Annotated in this window: 20 protein-coding genes and 4 tRNA genes; 8 read left to right on the forward strand and 16 right to left on the reverse strand. The window is 66.1% G+C overall.

Features of this window, described 5'->3' with window-relative positions; genetic code table 11:
- The first annotated feature begins 51 nt into the window (after positions 1 to 51).
- Positions 52 to 1050 carry a lipopolysaccharide heptosyltransferase I gene (gene waaC / locus DIE12_RS17935; RefSeq protein ID WP_124487788.1) on the forward strand — a complete coding sequence of 333 codons (999 nt, stop codon included), beginning with the start codon at positions 52 to 54 and terminating at the stop codon, positions 1048 to 1050.
- Here the strand turns inward: waaC and DIE12_RS17940 are convergent.
- From DIE12_RS17940 to rph, 9 genes are all read right to left on the reverse strand, one after another.
- Complete coding sequence (locus DIE12_RS17940; protein WP_124521658.1) at positions 1047 to 1286, reverse strand: hypothetical protein; 240 nt, start codon at positions 1284 to 1286, stop codon at positions 1047 to 1049. The genes waaC and DIE12_RS17940 overlap by 4 nt on opposite strands.
- A gap of 103 nt (positions 1287 to 1389) precedes the next feature.
- Positions 1390 to 2700 (reverse strand): MFS transporter, encoded by a 1311-nt coding sequence (locus DIE12_RS17945; RefSeq protein WP_124521660.1) that lies wholly within the window; start codon positions 2698 to 2700, stop codon positions 1390 to 1392.
- A gap of 287 nt (positions 2701 to 2987) precedes the next feature.
- Positions 2988 to 3479 (reverse strand): energy transducer TonB, encoded by a 492-nt coding sequence (locus DIE12_RS17955; RefSeq protein ID WP_044848527.1) that lies wholly within the window; start codon positions 3477 to 3479, stop codon positions 2988 to 2990.
- A 235-nt stretch (positions 3480 to 3714) separates the two neighbouring features.
- A complete protein-coding gene (locus DIE12_RS17960) occupies positions 3715 to 4008 on the reverse strand; it encodes a hypothetical protein (RefSeq protein ID WP_044848553.1) in 294 nt (97 codons plus the stop codon).
- Between the two features lie 161 nt (positions 4009 to 4169).
- Positions 4170 to 4571, reverse strand: a complete 402-nt coding sequence (locus DIE12_RS17965; protein WP_044848554.1) for a hypothetical protein — start codon at positions 4569 to 4571, stop codon at positions 4170 to 4172.
- A gap of 153 nt (positions 4572 to 4724) precedes the next feature.
- Positions 4725 to 4812, reverse strand: a tRNA-Ser gene (locus DIE12_RS17970).
- Positions 4813 to 4854: 42 nt separating this feature from the next.
- On the reverse strand, positions 4855 to 6069 hold the full coding sequence (gene hemW / locus DIE12_RS17975) for a radical SAM family heme chaperone HemW (protein ID WP_124521662.1): 1215 nt from the start codon (positions 6067 to 6069) through the stop codon (positions 4855 to 4857).
- 34 nt (positions 6070 to 6103) lie between these two features.
- Entirely contained in the window at positions 6104 to 6733 is a 630-nt protein-coding gene (gene rdgB / locus DIE12_RS17980; RefSeq protein ID WP_124521664.1) for an RdgB/HAM1 family non-canonical purine NTP pyrophosphatase, read from the reverse strand.
- Complete coding sequence (rph, locus tag DIE12_RS17985; RefSeq protein WP_124487793.1) at positions 6726 to 7466, reverse strand: ribonuclease PH; 741 nt, start codon at positions 7464 to 7466, stop codon at positions 6726 to 6728. Before rph ends, rdgB begins: the two co-directional genes overlap by 8 nt.
- A gap of 175 nt (positions 7467 to 7641) precedes the next feature.
- Here rph and DIE12_RS17990 point away from each other — a divergent pair, with 175 nt between their 5' ends.
- The 4 genes from DIE12_RS17990 to DIE12_RS18005 all read left to right on the forward strand — a co-directional run bounded on the left by DIE12_RS17990 (position 7642) and on the right by DIE12_RS18005 (position 11947).
- Positions 7642 to 8565 carry a YicC/YloC family endoribonuclease gene (locus DIE12_RS17990; RefSeq protein ID WP_124521666.1) on the forward strand — a complete coding sequence of 308 codons (924 nt, stop codon included), beginning with the start codon at positions 7642 to 7644 and terminating at the stop codon, positions 8563 to 8565.
- A 6-nt stretch (positions 8566 to 8571) separates the two neighbouring features.
- The gene (gmk, locus tag DIE12_RS17995) at positions 8572 to 9255 is read left to right on the forward strand and encodes a guanylate kinase (RefSeq protein WP_124487795.1); all 684 of its coding nucleotides are present in this window, start codon (positions 8572 to 8574) and stop codon (positions 9253 to 9255) included.
- Between the two features lie 58 nt (positions 9256 to 9313).
- On the forward strand, positions 9314 to 9517 hold the full coding sequence (gene rpoZ, locus DIE12_RS18000; protein ID WP_044848533.1) for a DNA-directed RNA polymerase subunit omega: 204 nt from the start codon (positions 9314 to 9316) through the stop codon (positions 9515 to 9517).
- A gap of 63 nt (positions 9518 to 9580) precedes the next feature.
- Positions 9581 to 11947 (forward strand): bifunctional (p)ppGpp synthetase/guanosine-3',5'-bis(diphosphate) 3'-pyrophosphohydrolase, encoded by a 2367-nt coding sequence (locus DIE12_RS18005; RefSeq protein WP_124521668.1) that lies wholly within the window; start codon positions 9581 to 9583, stop codon positions 11945 to 11947.
- A gap of 186 nt (positions 11948 to 12133) precedes the next feature.
- On the opposite strand, the gene DIE12_RS18010 is transcribed toward DIE12_RS18005, so the two are convergent.
- The 3 genes from DIE12_RS18010 to DIE12_RS18020 form a co-directional block, all read right to left on the reverse strand.
- Positions 12134 to 12210 (reverse strand) — tRNA-Arg (locus DIE12_RS18010).
- Positions 12211 to 12277: 67 nt separating this feature from the next.
- Positions 12278 to 12354, reverse strand: a tRNA-Arg gene (locus DIE12_RS18015).
- 67 nt (positions 12355 to 12421) lie between these two features.
- Positions 12422 to 12498 (reverse strand) — tRNA-Arg (locus DIE12_RS18020).
- A gap of 131 nt (positions 12499 to 12629) precedes the next feature.
- On the opposite strand from DIE12_RS18020, the gene greB reads away from it, so the two are divergent.
- A complete protein-coding gene (greB, locus tag DIE12_RS18025; protein WP_124496799.1) occupies positions 12630 to 13193 on the forward strand; it encodes a transcription elongation factor GreB in 564 nt (187 codons plus the stop codon).
- A 108-nt stretch (positions 13194 to 13301) separates the two neighbouring features.
- Here greB and DIE12_RS18030 read toward each other — a convergent pair whose 3' ends face one another.
- Both DIE12_RS18030 and DIE12_RS18035 read right to left on the reverse strand, forming a co-directional pair.
- Positions 13302 to 14444: a porin gene (locus DIE12_RS18030; RefSeq protein WP_044848536.1), complete on the reverse strand. Its 1143-nt coding sequence runs from the start codon at positions 14442 to 14444 to the stop codon at positions 13302 to 13304.
- A 509-nt stretch (positions 14445 to 14953) separates the two neighbouring features.
- Positions 14954 to 15223 carry a hypothetical protein gene (locus DIE12_RS18035; protein ID WP_044848537.1) on the reverse strand — a complete coding sequence of 90 codons (270 nt, stop codon included), beginning with the start codon at positions 15221 to 15223 and terminating at the stop codon, positions 14954 to 14956.
- A gap of 392 nt (positions 15224 to 15615) precedes the next feature.
- On the opposite strand from DIE12_RS18035, the gene DIE12_RS18040 reads away from it, so the two are divergent.
- Positions 15616 to 15819 (forward strand): cold-shock protein, encoded by a 204-nt coding sequence (locus DIE12_RS18040; protein WP_006476615.1) that lies wholly within the window; start codon positions 15616 to 15618, stop codon positions 15817 to 15819.
- Between the two features lie 161 nt (positions 15820 to 15980).
- Entirely contained in the window at positions 15981 to 17108 is a 1128-nt protein-coding gene (locus DIE12_RS18045) for an exonuclease domain-containing protein (RefSeq protein ID WP_124521670.1), read from the forward strand.
- 31 nt (positions 17109 to 17139) lie between these two features.
- On the opposite strand, the gene DIE12_RS18050 is transcribed toward DIE12_RS18045, so the two are convergent.
- Both DIE12_RS18050 and DIE12_RS38100 read right to left on the reverse strand, forming a co-directional pair.
- A complete protein-coding gene (locus DIE12_RS18050) occupies positions 17140 to 17733 on the reverse strand; it encodes a chorismate mutase (protein WP_124521672.1) in 594 nt (197 codons plus the stop codon).
- Positions 17734 to 17960: 227 nt separating this feature from the next.
- The gene (locus DIE12_RS38100) at positions 17961 to 18107 is read right to left on the reverse strand and encodes a hypothetical protein (protein ID WP_009690993.1); all 147 of its coding nucleotides are present in this window, start codon (positions 18105 to 18107) and stop codon (positions 17961 to 17963) included.
- Positions 18108 to 18235 lie beyond the last annotated feature (128 nt).

Raw genomic sequence — 18235 nt, forward strand, 5'->3', positions numbered from 1 at the left:
CCGTCGTTAGCATCACCAAATGGCCGGCCCACCCCATTCATCATAAGAAAAGTGAAACGCATCCTCATCGTGAAAGTGACGTCGCTCGGCGACGTCGTCCAGACGCTGCCTGTCGTCGCGGACCTCCACCGTGCCTTTCCGGGCGTAACGGTCGACTGGGCCGTCGACGAATCATGCGCCGAGGTCGTGCGCTGGCATCCGGGTGTGAGCAAGGTGCTTTGCGCGCCGTTGCGGCGGTTCAAGAAGCTCCGGAACGGCGGCGACCTGAAGGCGATCTCGGCGTCGATCGGCGCGCTGCGCGCGCACCGCTACGATGCGGTCATCGACCTGCACGGCGTCTACAAGAGCGCGATCATCTCGGCACTCGCGCGTGCCGCGCGCCGCGTCGGCTATCAGACGCAGGATCTCGGCGAGGCGGGTGCCCGCTTCGCCTACTCGCATCGCTTCGGCCCGCGGCCGGACTGCGACGCGTGGCACGGGATGCGCGTGAGCGCCGGCGAGGCGCTGGGCTATGTCCCCGAGGGCAGCGCCGCTTACGGGATCGTCCCGCCGCAGGATGCGAACCTGCCGCCCGCCGTGACCGACGGCGCGCCGTTCATGCTGCTGTTTCACGCCACGTCCAATCCGGACAAGCAATGGCCCGCCGACCACTGGGCCGCGCTGGCTACGCAGATGATGGCGCGCGGCGTGCGCGTGCTCGTGCCGTGGGGATCGGCAGCCGAACACGACGCTGCGCAGGACATTGCCGCGCGTGCGTCGGGCGCGATCGTGCTGCCGGCGATGTCGGTGCGCGAACTGGGTGCGGCCATCGGTCGGGCCGCGCTCGTGGTGGGAGTCGATACCGGGTTCGTGCATATGGCGCACGCGCTGCAGCGGCCGACCGTGATGATTTTCGTCGCGACGTCGCGTCACCATTGCGGCATCGGCGGCGCGCCGAACGCGCTGTCGATCGGCGAACCGGGCGCGCCGCCGTCGGTTGCGCAGGCACTCGATGCGATCGATGCGGTCGGGCCGGCCTATGGCGCGCTGCGTGACCGGCTGACGGCCTAGGGCCAGCGCGAGCCCGCTATCGGCATGAACCGGCCCGGGGGAAGCGGGCCGCGCGTTCTGGCGAGCAGCGCTGCGACCGTCATCACCGCGGCGACGGCGGCCAGGTTGGCGAGAAGCGCCTCGAACAGGACGCCGCGCCAGGTTTTCGGCCGGAAGCGCGCCGCGAGCAGCAGGGCGCCACCCGGCGCGAGCGCCAGGATCAGGACGAGGTCGGCGTTGTCGAGGCGGAGGTCCATTGCGGCGGCTCCTTCAGCGGAGGGAGCCCGGGGTGCGTGACGGCGCCCCCGGATCGAACGTAAGCGGCGGCCCCCGCCGCCCAACCCGGGGCGCCCCGAGGGCTCAGACGAGCGATGCGTCGCGGGTTTCGCGCATCAGCAGCACGCCGACCAGGCTGATTGCCGCCGCAACCGACACGTAGCCGCCGACCCACGACAGGCCGCCGCGCGCGGCGAGCAGCTGCGCGATGTACGGCGCGATCGACGCGCCGAGGATCCCGCCGAGGTTGTACGCGACCCCCGCGCCCGTATAGCGGACGTTGGTCGGGAACAATTCGGGCAGCAGCGCGCCCATCGGCGCGAACGTCACGCCCATCAGGAACAGCTCGATGGTCAGGAACAGCGCGACGAGCGGCATCGAGCCGCTGCCGAGCAGCGGCTCCATCGCGAAGCCGGACGACAGCGCGGCGATCGCGCCGACGACCAGCACCGGCTTGCGGCCGAAGCGGTCCGAGGCCCACGCCGACAGCGGCGTCGCAAGCCCCATGAACACGACCGCGAAGCACAGCAGGCCGAGGAAGCTCTGGCGCGGAATATGCAGCGTCGACACGCCGTACGACAGCGAGAACACCGTCGAGATATAGAACAGCGTGTAGCAGACCACCATCGCGAGCGCGCCGAGCAGCGTCGGCTGCCAGTGTTGCGAGACGAGCGTCGCGACCGGCACGCGCACGCGCTCGTTGCGGTCGAGTGCGGCCTGGAACGCCGGCGTCTCGGTGATTTTCAGCCGCACGTACAGGCCGAGCGCGACGAGCACCGCGCTGACGAGGAACGGGATGCGCCAGCCCCAGCTGCGGAATTGTTCGTCGGACAGCGACAGCGCGAGCGCGAAGAACAACCCGTTCGACATCAGGAAGCCCACCGACGGGCCCAGCTGCGGGAACATCCCGAACCAGCCGCGCTTGCCTTGCGGCGCGTGCTCGGTCGCGAGCAGCGCCGCACCGCCCCATTCGCCGCCGAGGCCGATCCCCTGGCCGAAGCGCAGCACGCACAGCAGCACCGGTGCGAGCGCACCGATCGTGTCGTAGCCGGGCACGAAGCCGATCGCGGTGGTGGACACGCCCATCACGAGCAGCGACGCGACGAGCGTCGATTTGCGGCCGATGCGGTCGCCGAAGTGGCCGAACAGGAACGAGCCGATCGGCCGCGCGATGAACGCGATGCCGAACGTGACGAATGCGGACAGCGCCTGGGCGGTCGCGGAGCCGTGCGGAAAGAACACGGGGCCGATGACGAGTGCCGCGGCGGTCGCGTACACGTAGAAGTCGTAGAACTCGATCGCGGTGCCGATGAAGCTCGCGAACACGATGCGCCGGTGGCTGACGGCGCCGGCCGAACCGGTTGCGTGTGCAACGGCCGGGGGAGATGCGGACATGGATGTCTCCGTTTTGTCGTTGGGCGGTCGGCCGGGTGAGCGCTCGGGCAGGCGGGCGCTTGCCGGGAGCGGCCGAGCGGATGAGGCGGCGGCGTGGACGCGCGGCGTGGCGCGGACGTCACCCGCCGGTCGACGATGGAGACGGATAGGTCGCCGCCGCCCGGTGCCGGCGTGGTCGGCTCGCATGCCGGGTGCGGCGCGCGAACGCGCGCGGGAGGGTGGCCGCGCGACTGCGGAAAATTATAGCCAGCGCCGCGACATGGCGGCAAACGCGGGCGGGCGCGGGCTCAGTCGATCGATTGCGCCTGCGCGGATGCGGTGCTTTGCAACTGGAAGTGGCCGTCGTCGTTGAACAGCCAGCCTTCCATCATCTCGAGCCGGCCATTGCCGTCCAGCAGTTTCGACGGCGGTGGCGGCAGTGGCGCCGAGCGGCGCAGCGACGCGAGCGCGAGCGCTTCCGCTTCACTGTCGCCGTTGCTGCGATAGACGGATGCGTTGACGAGCTGGCCACTGCGATCGACGGTGAACGCGACGACGACGAGCGAGCGCAGCATCGCCTGCGGCATCCCGTGCGACACGGCGGACGGATTGTGCTCGGCGACGCACTGCGCGACTTCCACGCGGTACTGGTCGCGATTCGCGCTGCGGATGACCGACGGAATCGTCAGGATCGAGCGCAGCGACGGGGGCGGCGTGATCGTGCAGGCGGCAAGCATGACGGCGGCGACCAGCGCGGCAATGCGCAGCCGGTCGACGCCCGGGCAGGGAAGAGAAGGCATGGGGGAGTGCCGGAGGGTGACGATAAAAAAATGATAGGCGTCTGCGCGCGGCGCGTTATCGGGACAAACGCATAGCACGCGAAGCGCGATGTGCCGATTCGCGGATGATGGCGATTCGGCGGGGCTTCCGGCGCGCATCGCGACGCGATGTGACATGACACGTGACCCTGCGGGCACGACGATTGCGCACGCGCGGCGCGTGCCGGACGCTACGGCAGCGGCGTGCTCGACCGGCTCAGTAGCCGTGTGTCACGAGCGATAGAACGGACAGGTCCGGATGCGTGCCGTCGATGATGGTCTTGCCGATGTGCACGGCTTCATGCACCGCTTCCTCGACGCTCGCGAAGCTTTCTTCGCCGTCCGCATGGAACGGCACGGCATGATCCGGCAGCGCGGGGTTCACGCCCGGATGGCAGACATAGCCTGTGTAGGTGTAGCGCGCATCGCTGCCGGGGACGAGGCCCGGCACCACATGGATCTCGAAGCCTTCGTAATCGACGTGATCGGGCGCTGTCGACAGTTCGGTCATGGCGGTCTCCGTGTGCCGCACGCACGGATGGTGCGGGCGGCATCGAATTGCGGCGGCGGTCGTGTCGCCGTGCTGATCGAATTCTAGGCGATGGCGGCCCGGCCCGTGAGGGCTGCGCGCGTCGCCTGCGGCAACGTCGAGCGTGCCGCAGGCGGTGCGTGTTACCGCGTGCAGCGCGCGTCCTTGCGCTGCACCACGAGGATCACCGGATACTTCTGGCCGTGCTCGAGTTCCACCGGTGCGACGACCGTCAGCGTCGCCGGGTCGGAATCGTCGTACACGCTGACCTGCTCGTTGCGGATGTAGGTCACGCCGGTGCAGTTCGTCGCGCGTCCGTCATCCGATACCTTGCACTGGAGCTCGTTTTCCTTCAGGTAGTTGTACGGCGTCGGGCTCGCGAGATATTCGCGCAGGCCGCGCGGCGAGCCGCCGACGCCCTTCACGTACGCGATCGCGCACGACGGTGTTTGCGCGTCGGTGCCGGAGGCGGAATCGGCGGCCGCTGCGTGCGTGCCGACGGCGGCCAGCAGGGCGACGAGCGACGAGGCGATGAAGGGCTTCATGACGTGGATTTCCCGTTTCGCGAATCGGAGCGCCGGATTGTAACGGCATCGGGCGAGATGCGTCGGCAGGCAGAGGCGGGCAGCGTGCGCGGCGCGCCGCGGACAAACAAAAACCCCGTCATTCGATGAATGGACGGGGTTGGGCGAACTTCCTGGCGGAAGCGGTGAGATTCGAACTCACGGACAGTTTCCCGTCGCCGGTTTTCAAGACCGGTGCCTTAAACCGCTCGGCCACGCTTCCACACGAGGCGGCATTGTAACCGAAATGCCGCCTCGTTCCGCTTCAATCGTCACGCAGGAACAATTCCTGCAAGTCGTTGAGGAAACGCTGGCCGAGCGGCGTCGGCGCGATCTGCGCGAAATCGCGCGTGATCAGCCCGCGCCGTTCCGCTTCCTTCAGTGCCGGCTCGATCGTGCTGATCGGCAAACCCGTGCGTTCGACGAAGCCGTGCACCGGGAAGCCCTCGACGAGCCGCAGCGTGTTCAGCATGAACTCGAACGGCAGGTCGCGCGCACCGACTTCGCGCTCTTCCTGCACCGGCGTGCCGGCCATCGCCTGTTCGATGAAGGTGGCCGGATGCTTGTAGCGCGCCTGCCGCAGGATCCGGTTGGGGAACGACAGCTTCGTGTGCGCGCCCGCGCCGATTCCGAGATAGTCGCCGAAGCGCCAGTAGTTCAGGTTGTGCTTGCACTGATGATTCGGCTTCGCGTACGCCGACACTTCGTAGCGGTCGTAGCCGGCCTCGGCCGTGCGCGCGTGGATCCATTCCTGCATGTCGGCCGACGCGTCGTCGTCGGGCACCGCGGGCGGAAACTTCGCGAACAGCGTGTTCGGCTCGAGCGTCAGGTGATACAGCGACAGATGCGGCGGCGCGTACGACAGCGCGGTCTCGATGTCGGCCCGGCATTCGTCGAGCGTCTGGTTCGGCAGCGCGAACATCAGGTCGAGGTTGAAGTTGTCGAACGTCTTCGCGGCGATCTCGACGGCCGCGCGCGCCTGCGCGGTGTCGTGAATACGGCCGAGCGCTTTCAGATGGCCTTCGTTGAAGCTCTGGATGCCGACCGACAGGCGGTTCACGCCGCTCGCGCGGAATTGCGCGAACTTCGCGGCCTCGAACGTGCCCGGGTTCGCCTCGAGCGTGATCTCGGCGTCGGCATCGAGCGGCAGCAGCGCGCGCAGGTCGGACAGCAGCCGGTCGAGGCCGGCCGCGGACAGCAGGCTCGGCGTGCCGCCGCCGATGAACACCGTATGCACCTGCCGGCCCCAGACGAGCGGCAGCGCCTGTTCGAGATCGGCGCGCAGCGCATCGAGGTACTCGGTTTCCGGAAACCGCTCGCCTTTCCACTCGTGCGAGTTGAAATCGCAGTAAGGGCACTTGCGCACGCACCACGGAAAATGCACGTACAGCGCGAGCGGCGGCAGCGACGTGAGCCGTACCTGCCCGGGCGACGTGAAGGTCGCGACGACGCGCGCGCCGGTTTCCGCCGCCTGGCTCATGCGGCCTCCGGTTGCAAATGTGTGACGAAGACGATCATGCCGGTTCCTCCGCGAGCCGCGCGAGCAGCGCCTTCAGCGCGAGCGCGCGATGGCTGTGCGTGTTCTTCACGGCCGGCTCGAGTTCGGCCGCCGTCGCGCCGAGCGACGGCAGGTGGAAATACGGGTCGTAGCCGAATCCGTGCTCGCCGCGCGGCGTGTCGACGATCTCGCCCACCCAGCGGCCTTCGGCGAACAGCGGTTCGGGATCGTCCGCGTGGCGCACCAGCGCGAGCACGCAGCAATAGTATGCGCGTCGGTCTGCGACGCCGCGCAGCTGCTCGACGAGGTACGCATTGTTGGCCGCGTCGCCCTTGGCGCCGCCCGCGCGCTGCGCGTAGCGCGCCGAATAGACGCCCGGTGCGCCGCGCAGCGCGCGCACGCACAGCCCCGAATCGTCGGCGATCGCCGGCAGGCCGGTGAGCCGCGACGCGTGCCGCGCTTTCGTCAGCGCATTCTCGATGAACGTGCCGAACGGTTCTTCCGCCTCGGGCACGGCCAGCTCGCCCTGCGGCACGATCTCGATGCCGACCGTCGAGAACAGCGCGGTGAATTCGCGCAGCTTGCCGGCGTTGTTCGACGCGAGCACGATGCGCGACAGCGGCGCGAGGGTGCGATCATCAGACATGGCCGGCGCCCAGCACGTCCTTCTGCAGCTGCACGAGCTGGCCGATCCCGTTTTGCGCGAGGTCGAGCAGCGCGTTCATCTCGGCGCGCGAGAACGGCACGCCTTCGGCGGTGCCCTGGACTTCGACGAAGCCGCCGGCGCCCGTCATCACGACGTTCATGTCGGTATCGCACTGCGAATCTTCGGCGTAGTCGAGATCGAGCACGGGCGCGCCTTCGTACACGCCGACCGAGATCGCGGCGACGTGGTCGGTGATCGGCGAGCGCGCGAGCTTGCCGGCCGCGATCAGCTTCGACACGGCGTCGTGCGCGGCGACGAAGGCGCCGGTGATGCTGGCCGTGCGCGTGCCGCCGTCGGCCTGGATCACGTCGCAGTCGATGTGGATCGTGCGCGGGCCGAGCGCCTCCAGATCGAACACCGCGCGCAGCGCACGGCCGATCAGGCGCTGAATTTCCTGCGTGCGGCCCGTCTGCTTGCCGCGCGCCGCTTCACGGTCGCTGCGCGTGTGCGTCGCGCGCGGCAGCATCCCGTATTCGGCCGTCAGCCAGCCCTGGCCGCGATCGCGCAGGAATTCGGGCACGCGCTCGGCGACGCTCGCGGTGCAGATCACCTTGGTATCGCCGAATTCGACGAGTACCGAGCCTTCGGCGTGTTTCGTGTAGTGGCGCGTGAGGGCGACCTTGCGCAGTTCGTCGGCGCGGCGGCCGCTCGGGCGGGACAGGGAAGACGTCATGGGGGAATCGTGGACGGAAGAGGAAACCCCGATTTTAGCGCCGAACGGCAGGCATGCCCGGCGGGGTGGGACGCAAAAATGGGATAATGCGCGCTTCCCGCCCCGCGCCTTGCAATGCGCCGGGCGCCTCGACATATTCCCGCCCGTGAAGGGCACCCAGACGGCGAGACGAACCATGATCTACAGCATGACGGGCTATGCGAGCGCGACGCGCGAACTCGCGACGGCCACCGGCAACGGCGGCACCAGCGTGTCGGTCGAACTGCGCACCGTGAACTCGCGCTTCCTCGACCTGAATTTCCGCATGCCGGACGACGTGCGCGCGTGCGAACCCGCGCTGCGCGAAATGCTGATGAACAAGCTGTCGCGCGGCAAGGTCGACGTGCGCATCAACCTGCAGCGCGGCGAGCAGAGCATCGGTGCGGGCGCGCTGAACCAGACGGCGCTCGGCCAGCTCGCCGAGCTCGAGCGTTCGGTGCTCGATTCGTTCCCGGGTGTCGGCCGCCTGCGCGCGGGCGAGATCCTGCGCTGGCCGGGGGTGCTCGCCGAGAGCGGCGTGTCGTCGGACGCGATCCGCGACGCGGTGCTCGCGTGCGGCAAGGAAGCGATCGGCGAGCTCGTCGTCGTGCGTTCGCGCGAAGGCGCGCAGCTGGCGACGATGCTGCTGTCGAACGTCACCGAAATGGAAGCGATCGTCGCGCGCATCACGCCGCTCGTGCCTGAGCTGATCGCGAAGCATCAGCAGAAGATCGTCGAGCGGCTGCAGGAAGCGCTCGGCATTGCGGCGCCCGAAGGCAGCGCGCCGATCGTCACGCGCGAGGAAGCCGCGGAACGCATTCGTCAGGAAGTGACGATGTACGGCATCCGGATCGACATCGCGGAAGAGCTGTCGCGACTCACCGCGCACCTGAACGAAACGCGTCACGTGATCGAGAAGGGCGGCCGCGTCGGCAAGCGTCTCGACTTCATGATGCAGGAACTGAATCGCGAAGCAAACACGCTCGGCTCGAAGGCGGCGGCGAAGGAACTCGCCGACGCATCGATGGCGCTCAAGCTGTTGATCGAGCAGATGCGTGAGCAAGTGCAAAACCTGGAGTAAAGCAACATGACCGACCTCAACCGCGACGGCCACGCGTCGCATGCGCTGCACGGCGGCGTCTATCCCGGCAACCTGTTCATGGTCGTCGCGCCGTCGGGTGCCGGCAAGTCGACGCTCGTGAACGCGTTGCTGTCGAAGGACAGCGACATCTGCCTGTCGATCTCGTACACGACGCGCAAGCCGCGCCCGGGCGAGCAGGACGGCCAGCACTACCACTTCACGACCGTCGAGGATTTCCGCGCGCGTCACGCCGCGCACGAATTCCTCGAGAGCGCGGAAGTGCACGGCAACTATTACGGCACGTCGCGCGTCTGGATCGAAGAGCAGATGATGAACGGCCACGACGTGCTGCTCGAGATCGACTGGCAGGGCGCACTGCAGGTGAAGAAGCAGTTCCGCAACGCGGTCGGCATCTTCATCCTGCCGCCGTCGCTCGACGCGCTCGAGGAACGTCTGAAGAAGCGCGGCCAGGACGAACCGAACGTGATCACGCGGCGCCTGCTGGCTGCCGGCAGCGAGATCGCGCACGCGTCGGAAGCGGAATACGTCGTGATCAACGAGAATTTCGATCGTGCACTCGCCGAACTCGAATGCATCGTCGCGGCCACGCGCCTGCGCTTTGCTTCGCAGTACGCGCGACACGCGGAGCTGTTCATCGAGCTCGGCATCCATCTGCCCCACGCGGAATGACGCGAGGGTAGAGGGACATAAGGTAGAATAACGACTATATTCAGAAGGAATTTCCAACATGGCTCGCATTACCGTCGAAGACTGCCTGAAGCAAATCCCCAACCGCTTCGAACTGGCGCTCGCCGCCACCTACCGCGCGCGGCAGCTCGCGCAAGGCCATACGCCGAAGATCGAGAGCCGCGACAAGCCGACCGTCGTCGCGCTGCGCGAGATCGCCTCCGGCCAGGTCGGCGTCGAGATGCTGAAGAAGGTGCCGGTGTAACGCGCATCCGGCCCGTTCCAGCCATGTAGTCCACGCGCGCAACGACTCGACCTGGAGGCGAATATGAGCACCACCCCATCGTCCGCCTCCGCGGATTCGACCACCGAAGCCACGGCCCAGTCGCCTGCGCGCCAGTACATCGACGCGGTCCTCGAACAGTCCTTTCGGCACCTGTTCGGGCCGACCGCCACGCCGGAGCAGCCGCGCAAGCACGGCGTCGTTTCGATCGCGAAACTGACGGGCGTGCTTGCCGAGTATCTCCCTCCGGAAGAAATCAAAGAGGTCAAGGCGGCGTTCCACTTCAGCGACGAAGCCCACCTCGGTCAATATCGCCAGAGCGGCGAACCCTACATCACCCATCCCGTCGCCGTCGCGGAAATCTGCGCCGGCTGGAAGCTCGACGCGCAAGCCGTCATGGCGGCGCTGCTGCACGACGTGATGGAAGACCAGGGCGTGACCAAGAGCGAGCTGGCCGAACGGTTCGGCCCGAAGGTCGCCGAACTGGTCGACGGCCTGTCGAAGCTCGACAAGATGGAGTTCCGCAGCCGCGAGGAAGCGCAGGCGGAAAACTTCCGCAAGATGCTACTCGCGATGGCGCGCGACGTGCGCGTCATCCTCGTCAAGCTCGCCGATCGTCTGCACAACATGCGCACGCTCGGTGCGGTGCCGATGGAAAAGCGCCGCCGCGTCGCCCGCGAGACGCTCGACATCTATGCGCCGATCGCGCACCGCCTCGGGTTGAACAACACGTATCGCGAGCTGCAGGACATGAGCTTCGCGAACTTCAACCCGCATCGCTACGCGACGCTCGAGAAGGCCGTGAAGGCCGCGCGCGGCAACCGCCGCGAAGTGATCAGCAAGATCCTCGAGGCCGCCCAGCGCGCGATGGGCGACGCGAAGCTCGACGCCGAGATCACCGGCCGCGAAAAGACGATCTACAGCATTTATCGCAAGATGCGCGACAAGCAGCTGTCGTTCTCGCAGGTGCTCGACGTGTACGGTTTTCGCGTCGTCGTCGACAGCCCGCTCGACTGCTACACGTGCATCGGCGCGCTGCACGCGCTGTACAAGCCCGTGCCCGGCAAGTTCAAGGACTACATCGCGATCCCGAAGATCAACGGCTATCAGTCGCTGCACACGACGCTCGTCGGCCCGTTCGGCGCGCCGATCGAGTTCCAGGTGCGCACGCGCAAGATGCACGAGATCGCCGAGGCCGGCGTGGCCGCGCACTGGCTGTACAAGAACGGCGGCGCGGACCTGAACGACGTGCAGAAGCGCGCGCACCAGTGGCTGAAGTCGCTGCTCGACATCCAGAGCGAAGCCGGCGATTCGAGCGAGTTCCTCGAACACGTGAAGATCGACCTGTTCCCGGATGCGGTCTACGTGTTCACGCCGAAGTCGAAGATCATGGCGCTGCCGCGCGGCGCGACGGCGCTCGATTTCGCGTATTCGATCCACAGCGATCTCGGCAACCAGTGCGTGGCCGTGAAGATCAACAACGAGTTGCTGCCGCTGCGTACCGAGCTGAAGAGCGGCGACATCGTCGAGGTGATCACCGCGCCGTATTCGAAGCCGAACCCCGCATGGCTCGGCTTCGTGCGCACCGGCAAGGCGCGTTCGGCGATTCGTCACTACCTGAAGACGATGCGCCTGAACGAGTCGGTGCAGCTCGGCGAGCGGCTCGTCGACCAGAGTCTGAAGGGTTACGGGCTCGCGCTGGCCGATGTGGGGCCGGAAGTGTGGGAGAAGCTCGTCCAGTGGACGGGCAACAAGAGCCGCCAGGAAATCTTCGCGGACATCGGCCTCGGCCGCCGCGTCGCCGCGGTGATGGCCAAGCGCATCGAGGTGCTGATGAGCGGCCGCGATGCGGACGACGATCTGCCGAAGTCCGAGCGGCACCCCGCGCATAATGCGCCGCCGGTCGTGATTACCGGCACCGAAGGGATGTCCGTGCAACTGTCGGCGTGCTGCCGGCCGATTCCGGGCGACGCGATCATGGGCTATATCGGCATCGGTCTCGGGATGGCGATTCATACGACGGATTGCCGCGTCGCGCAGCGCATCCATCGCCGCGATCCGGGCCGCTGGATCGACGTCGAATGGGCGCCGCAGCCGGGTCGTCTGTTCGACGTCGCGGTGAAGGCGCTCGTGAAGAACGCGAAGGGCATCTTCGCGCGCGTCGCGGCGGATATCACGTCGGCGGACGCGAACATCGTTCACATCGCGATGGACGAGGATCTGACGCACGAATCGACGGTGCTGCGCTTCGTGATCCAGGTGAGCGACCGCGTGCATCTGGCGAACGTGATGCGGCGCGTGCGGACCAATCCGGACGTGATGCGGATCATGCGCGAGCGCTCGACCGACGACAGCGTGCACGCGCGTCATGACGGCGGCATGCGCATCGAGCGCGAGCGGCAGGATTACTGACGCCGCGCGCGGGTTCGCGGCAGGCAGGATGCGACGGCGGCCACGGGCCGCCGTTTTCGTTCGTGCTGCGGGCCGGGCGGTGTTGTGCAGTGGCGATCCGGCTCGAGTCGAGCGGGGCGCGGGCCAAAGAGAAGCGGGGAGGCGGAAAAGAAAAAAGGGCCTTCCCGGAGGAAGGCCCTTCTGAGGTGGCGCGGCTGGCAGGATTCGAACCCACGACCCCTTGGTTCGTAGCCAAGTACTCTATCCAACTGAGCTACAGCCGCACGCAAAAACAAAACGCTACAACATCGAACTGAAAGGGCCTTCGGTTGGGAAGGCCCTCGAAAAAGGTGGCGCGGCTGGCAGGATTCGAACCCACGACCCCTTGGTTCGTAGCCAAGTACTCTATCCAACTGAGCTACAGCCGCACGCAACAACAAAACGCTACAACATCGAACTGAAAGGGCCTTCGGTTGGGAAGGCCCTCGAAAAAGGTGGCGCGGCTGGCAGGATTCGAACCCACGACCCCTTGGTTCGTAGCCAAGTACTCTATCCAACTGAGCTACAGCCGCACGCAGAAGCGGAAGTATAGCAGGGTTGTATAAAAAGGGAAGCCTTATTCGCAAAAAATGTCACCCGATCTTGGGAAGGCCGCCTTCGTGTACCCTTGAAGCATCAGTCATCCATGCGTTGAATCTGCATCATGAACAAGGCGTTTGTCAAAGAGTCGGACGGCGACGACGACGATCTCGACCCGGGTCAGCCCGCGATTCCGGCGGGCACGAAGAATTACATCACCCCGGCCGGCCACAAGCGGCTCAGGGACGAGCTCCTGAACCTGATCGACGTCGAGCGTCCCGAGGTCGTGCGGCTGGTGTCGTGGGCCGCGTCGAACGGCGACCGGTCGGAGAACGGCGACTACATCTACGGCAAGCGGCGGTTGCGCGAGATCGACCGCCGGATCCGCTTCCTGACGAAGCGGCTCGATCTCGCCGAAGTCGTCGACGCGAGCCGCCAGGAGAACGTCGACCAGGTGTTTTTCGGCGCGACCGTCGATTACGCGACGCCGGACGGCGAGGATCATACCGTTACCATCGTCGGGATCGACGAGGTCGATCTCGATCGCGGTTGCGTCAGCTGGATCTCGCCGGTCGCGCGGGCGCTCATCAAGGCGAAGATCGGCGATACCGTCACGCTGATGACGCCGGCCGGTCCCCAGCCGATCGACGTGCTCGACGTTCGCTATCCGGCGTCGGGCAGCGCGTGAGCATGGCGCGGCGCATGCGTGCGGTGCAGCGCTGAAACGAACGAGCGCCCCGGGTGGGGCGCTTCGTCATGACGGTCCTGGCCGAACGGCCGGGCTCACGCGCATCGCTCAGAAGCGATGGCGCATGCCGGCCGTGACGGCGATCTGCTTGTTGGTGGACGACGCGGTGCCGAGCCCGTTGATGTTCGCGCCGATCGCCAGGCCGTCCGCATTGACCCGCTGGTATTCGCCCTGCAGGTACAGGTCGGTGCGCTTCGACAGCGCATAGTCGGCCTGCAGGTTGAACTGGTGCCAGCTCGGCGTCTGGCCGTCGAGGCGGCTGTCGGTGTACGTGTACGAGCCAGCGAGCGAGAACGCCGGCGTCAGCGCGTAGCGGCCGTTCACTTCGTAATTGTTGAACCGCGTGCCGCCGATGAGCGGGATGCCGCCCGACACGCCGGACTGCCCGGCGCTGATCCTGGCCGAATCGGTCAGGCGTGTCTGCGTGAACACGAAGCCGGCCGTCGCGGGCCCGAACGCGTAGTTGAGGCCCGCGCCCCAGGTGCGCTGACGGCTGGCCCCGAACGTCCAGTCGCCGGCTACCGCGCCCGGGTCGCTGGCCGCGAGCGCCAGCGCGTTGACGTTGTTGTTCAGCTGCATGTACGCGGCCGCGACGTTGAAGCCCATGTAGCTGTACGACGCGCCGACGCTGTACGCGCGGTTGTTCGAGAAATTGCTGGAATTCGAGAAGCCGTACAGCGCACCGAATTTCAGGCCGCCGTAGTTCGCGCTCTGGTACTTGACCGCGTTGTTGATCCGGAACGAGTTGTTCAGGTTGTCGTTGTCGAACGGGTGCGCGAACTGCGTGCCGCCGTACTGGGTGCCGGTCAGCGACAGCGGGCCGAGGAAATCGACGACGCTGTCGTACTGGCGGCCGAGCGTGAGCGAGCCGTAGCTCTCGTGCGCGAGCCCGACGAACGCCTGGCGGCCGAATTCGCGGCCGTTCTGCTTGAGTGAACCGTTATTGATGCCGAAGCCGTTTTCCAGCGTGAAGATCGCCTTCAGGCCGCCGCCGAGATCCTCGGTGCCGCGCAGGCCCCAGCGGCTGCCGTTGATCGAGCCGCTCGTCTCCTGCCACGCGCTGTGACCACCCTGGTTGTTCGTGTAGGTGATGCCGGCGTCGATCAGGCCGTACAGCGTGACGGCGCTTTGCGCATGGGCGCCGGTGGCGTACGCGCCCGCCAATGCCGCGACGATCAGGGTCTTTTTCATGATCTGTCTCCAAACAGGATGATGTCGATCGAACCTGCTGCGGGCATCGGCGGCGTCGCAGGCTGGCGACGCCGTGCGCATTGGGGGCGGCACCCTCGTCGGATATCCATTTGCAGTGTACGGATCGGTCCGGGCGTAGAAGAAAATTGCTTCCCGCAATACTGTATTTTGAATCCGGCAAGAATCAGCATATGCGCCGAGAGGCCCGGCCATCAAGACTTTGCGGCAATGCAGCACGCGAAAAAAGCAATCAGGACTGCGTATCGGGTGTCGCGGGCGTTGCGCGATCGCGACAGGCGGTCAATGACGGGCGAGAGCACGCCTAGCGTGATTATTGACACATCGGCAATAGAGGTTTGTGCGGGGCATGGATAATGAAAGGATGTTCTCTCGCTATACTGCGATCTCTGCTTTCCGAAGCAGACTTTTTCGTTGACGGAAAAGATCTCCAAACCTTTGTCGGCGCGACTTCCCAGTCGCGCTTTTTTTTTGCCCTGTCGTTCCGATCCCTACTGCGCGTACGAGCGCCGCTTGCGCTTGCGCTTGCCGGTCGGCTGCGTGTCGTCGGCTTCGGCCTGCGGCGGCGTGTACGTCCAGTCTTCCATTACGTAGTGACGGGCGTCCAGCGGTGACGCCAGCAGGTTCTGCCAATGATCGCCGTGCCAGGTCGGGTCGAACTCGGTGTCGCACGGCGCTTCACGGGTCTCGGCCAGCGCGCGGGACTTGCGGCGTACGCGTGCAAGCCGGCTCGCGAAGCGCTTGAATCCGTCCAGCCACATGGCCTTCTCCTTCCATTTCCTTTGCACCAGCATCGCAACGTCCCCCGTTTTCCGCAACCCGGAAAAAACCCGAGGATTTACCGAAGCGATTCGTCCCCGGTATGTTTTTCACGATTTCGATTATTAGTGATCCGATCCCGGTAATATTGACAGGTTGTTGATGCGGATCAATTAATAAAAGGCGATCGTGTATCGATTCCAGCGGCATTAGCGTTTTTTTGATAAAGCAAGCCCTAAAAATTCCCTTGACGCACCCGGATTGTCCAATTTATAAAGTCAGCACTCCGTCCCCGGGCGGAGCGCTGGGGGGGAGTGTCGGCGCGCCGTTGCGGGATTTCGGGAAGCGGCTATAACAGTAGCTTTTTTGATCTAAACGAGTGGGGAACGAAGGTATGGATACCGGTATCGTAAAATGGTTTAACGATGCTAAAGGTTTCGGCTTTATTACGTCCGACAATGGCGGCGAAGATTTGTTTGCGCACTTTTCCGAAATCCGGATGGACGGCTTCAAAACGCTGAAGGAAAACCAGCGCGTTTCCTTTGACGTGAAAGTCGGGCCGAAAGGCAAGCAGGCAGCGAATATCCAGGCGGTCTGACGCGCCACGCTTCGCCGATCACGTCCGGCCCCCGCATCGCGGGGGCTTTTTGCTTTCCGGGGCACGAAAATCGGCGGCCGGCGAATCGATTCGGGTTCGGACTGGTCGCGAACGCATCTGCCGGTGCATACTCACGAAAGCATCGTTTCCCCCGTCTTTTCATGTCCGATTCCCGTCTGTCCGATCCCGCCTGCGACCAGCCGCTCGTCTTCGTCGACCTCGAAACCACCGGCGGCTCGTCTGCCGAGCACCGCATCACTGAAATCGGCGTGGTCGAACTCGGTCCGCTCGGCGTATCGACATGGACGACGCTGGTCAATCCGGGACATTCGATTCCGCCGTTCATCCAGCAGCTGACGGGCATTTCCGACGAGATGGTGCGCGACGCGCCGTCGTTTGCGTCGCTCGCGCCCGCGCTGTTCGAGCGGCTCGACGGCAAGCTGTTCGTCGCGCACAACGCGAGCTTCGACCGTGGCTTCCTGCGCGCCGAATTCGAGCGCGCCGGCATCGCGTTCAATCCGGACGTGCTGTGCACGGTGCGCCTGTCGCGCGCGCTGTTTCCGCGCGAGGCGCGGCACGGACTCGATGCGCTGATCGAGCGGCACGGCCTCGTTCCGTCCGCCCGCCACCGGGCACTCGCGGATGCCGATCTGCTTTGGCAGTTCTGGCGGCAATTGCACGAGATCGTGCCGCTCGAGCGTCTGCGCGACCAGATTGCGCGTACGACGCGCCACTTCCGTCTCGCGGGCGGCATGACCGAAGCGTGGCTCGATACCGCGCCGGCCGGATGCGGTGTGTACGCGCTGTTCGGGGAGGACGACCAAGCGCTGTATGTCGGCCGCAGCGTGCGCGTGCGGCAGCGCTTGCGCGCGCTGCTGACCGGCGAGCGGCGCTCGTCGAAGGAAATGCGGATTGCGCAGCAGGTACGGCGGGTCGAGTGGCGGGAGACCGGCAACGAACTGGGCGCGATGCTCGCCGAAGCGCAGTGGATCGCCCGCCTGCGTCCGTCATACAACCGGCGTCCCGCAGCCGATCACGCCCGTGCGGGCAATGCGCCCTGGCCGTTCGACGGTGCGGTCGCTTTCGAAGCGAGCGGCGAGCGCCGCCTGTTTCACGTGATCGACGGCTGGCGCTACCTCGGTACGGCCGAATCGCTCGACGCGGCCGTGCGGCTCGTGGCCGACGGCGCGGACGGCGCGTTCGAACCCCATACCCATCGTCTTCTGCAGACGCATCTCGCACGCGGCCTGCAACTCATTCCGCTCGCGGCACTGACGCCTGCCGACTGAGCAGCGCAGGCCGCGGCGCGCGACGCCGCCGTCAGCCGATCGCGCTGGCGCCGCCTGCGGCGCAAACGTGCGACAGCGCGGTGCCGAGCGCCTGCGTCTGGGTGGAGTCGTAGCGGGTGAGCGTCTTCCAGTTCGCGATGCTGCGTGCGAGCCGCGCCTGGCAGTCGGGTGCGTCGCGCAGCGGTGCGACTTGCGCGAGGCCCGTCAGCATCTTTTGCGTGAGCTGGTCGAGCGCCGGCCGCGTGCTGGTTGCGAGGTCGGGCGGCGTGCCTTCCGGCGGCTGCGTCGCGCGCCACTTTGCAAAGAGCGCGTTCTGCACGTCCTTGCTGGCCGCGATCTGATCCTCGAAAAACGTGCGCGCGAACGCCGGATCCACGCCGGACTGTGCGGCGCGCTTCTCCACCGATGCGAGCAGTGCCGCTTCGCGCGGCCGATCCTCGATCGCCTGGTGGTTTGCCCACTTCCATCGTGCGACGGGTTCGGCAAGCGCGAGCCGCTGCGATGCGAGCGCGACGAGATTGGTGAGCGCCGTGTCGTCGCCGTCCGCGCGCGCGATATGCGGTGACGAAAAAAGGGCGACGCCGAGCGCGGCGACAGCGACGCTGGCACGAATGGCTTGTTTCATCGGAACGATCGGGAGAAGGGAGAGCCGGACAGGCCGGAGGTGGAAAACCAGAAGGATAGACGAAGACAGTCGCGCGGCGGAACGACGCGACAGAAGAATCAGCGGACGCGCTGATCCGGCACCGTCAGGCCGTTGCAGCCGGGGTGCGAAGCGATCTGCGCCGAAAACGCAGCGATGAACCGCACGATATCGATCGACACGTGGCGGTTACAGGACGGAACGTAGGTTCACTTCGGCGAGTACAGCTTGTGCTGCTCGTCGAAGAATGCCCGGACGTGCTCGGGCAATTCGGCGAGGAATTCCACGCCGACGGGTTCCGGATCCGGGCTCATCACTTGCTCGGGCGGGGGCATGCGGGTTGGTCTTTCGTCCATGTTCGTTTCTCCAGCGGGTTCAATGATTATCAACCTCGCGCTTGGATTTATGCCAGTGGCGAATCGTTAGATTTTGTCTCTGTTGTATTAACGGCACATGCGCTGCTGCGCGCCGAGCAATGCCGACT

This window comes from Burkholderia sp. Bp9015, from assembly GCF_003853505.1.
GTDB lineage: Bacteria > Pseudomonadota > Gammaproteobacteria > Burkholderiales > Burkholderiaceae > Burkholderia.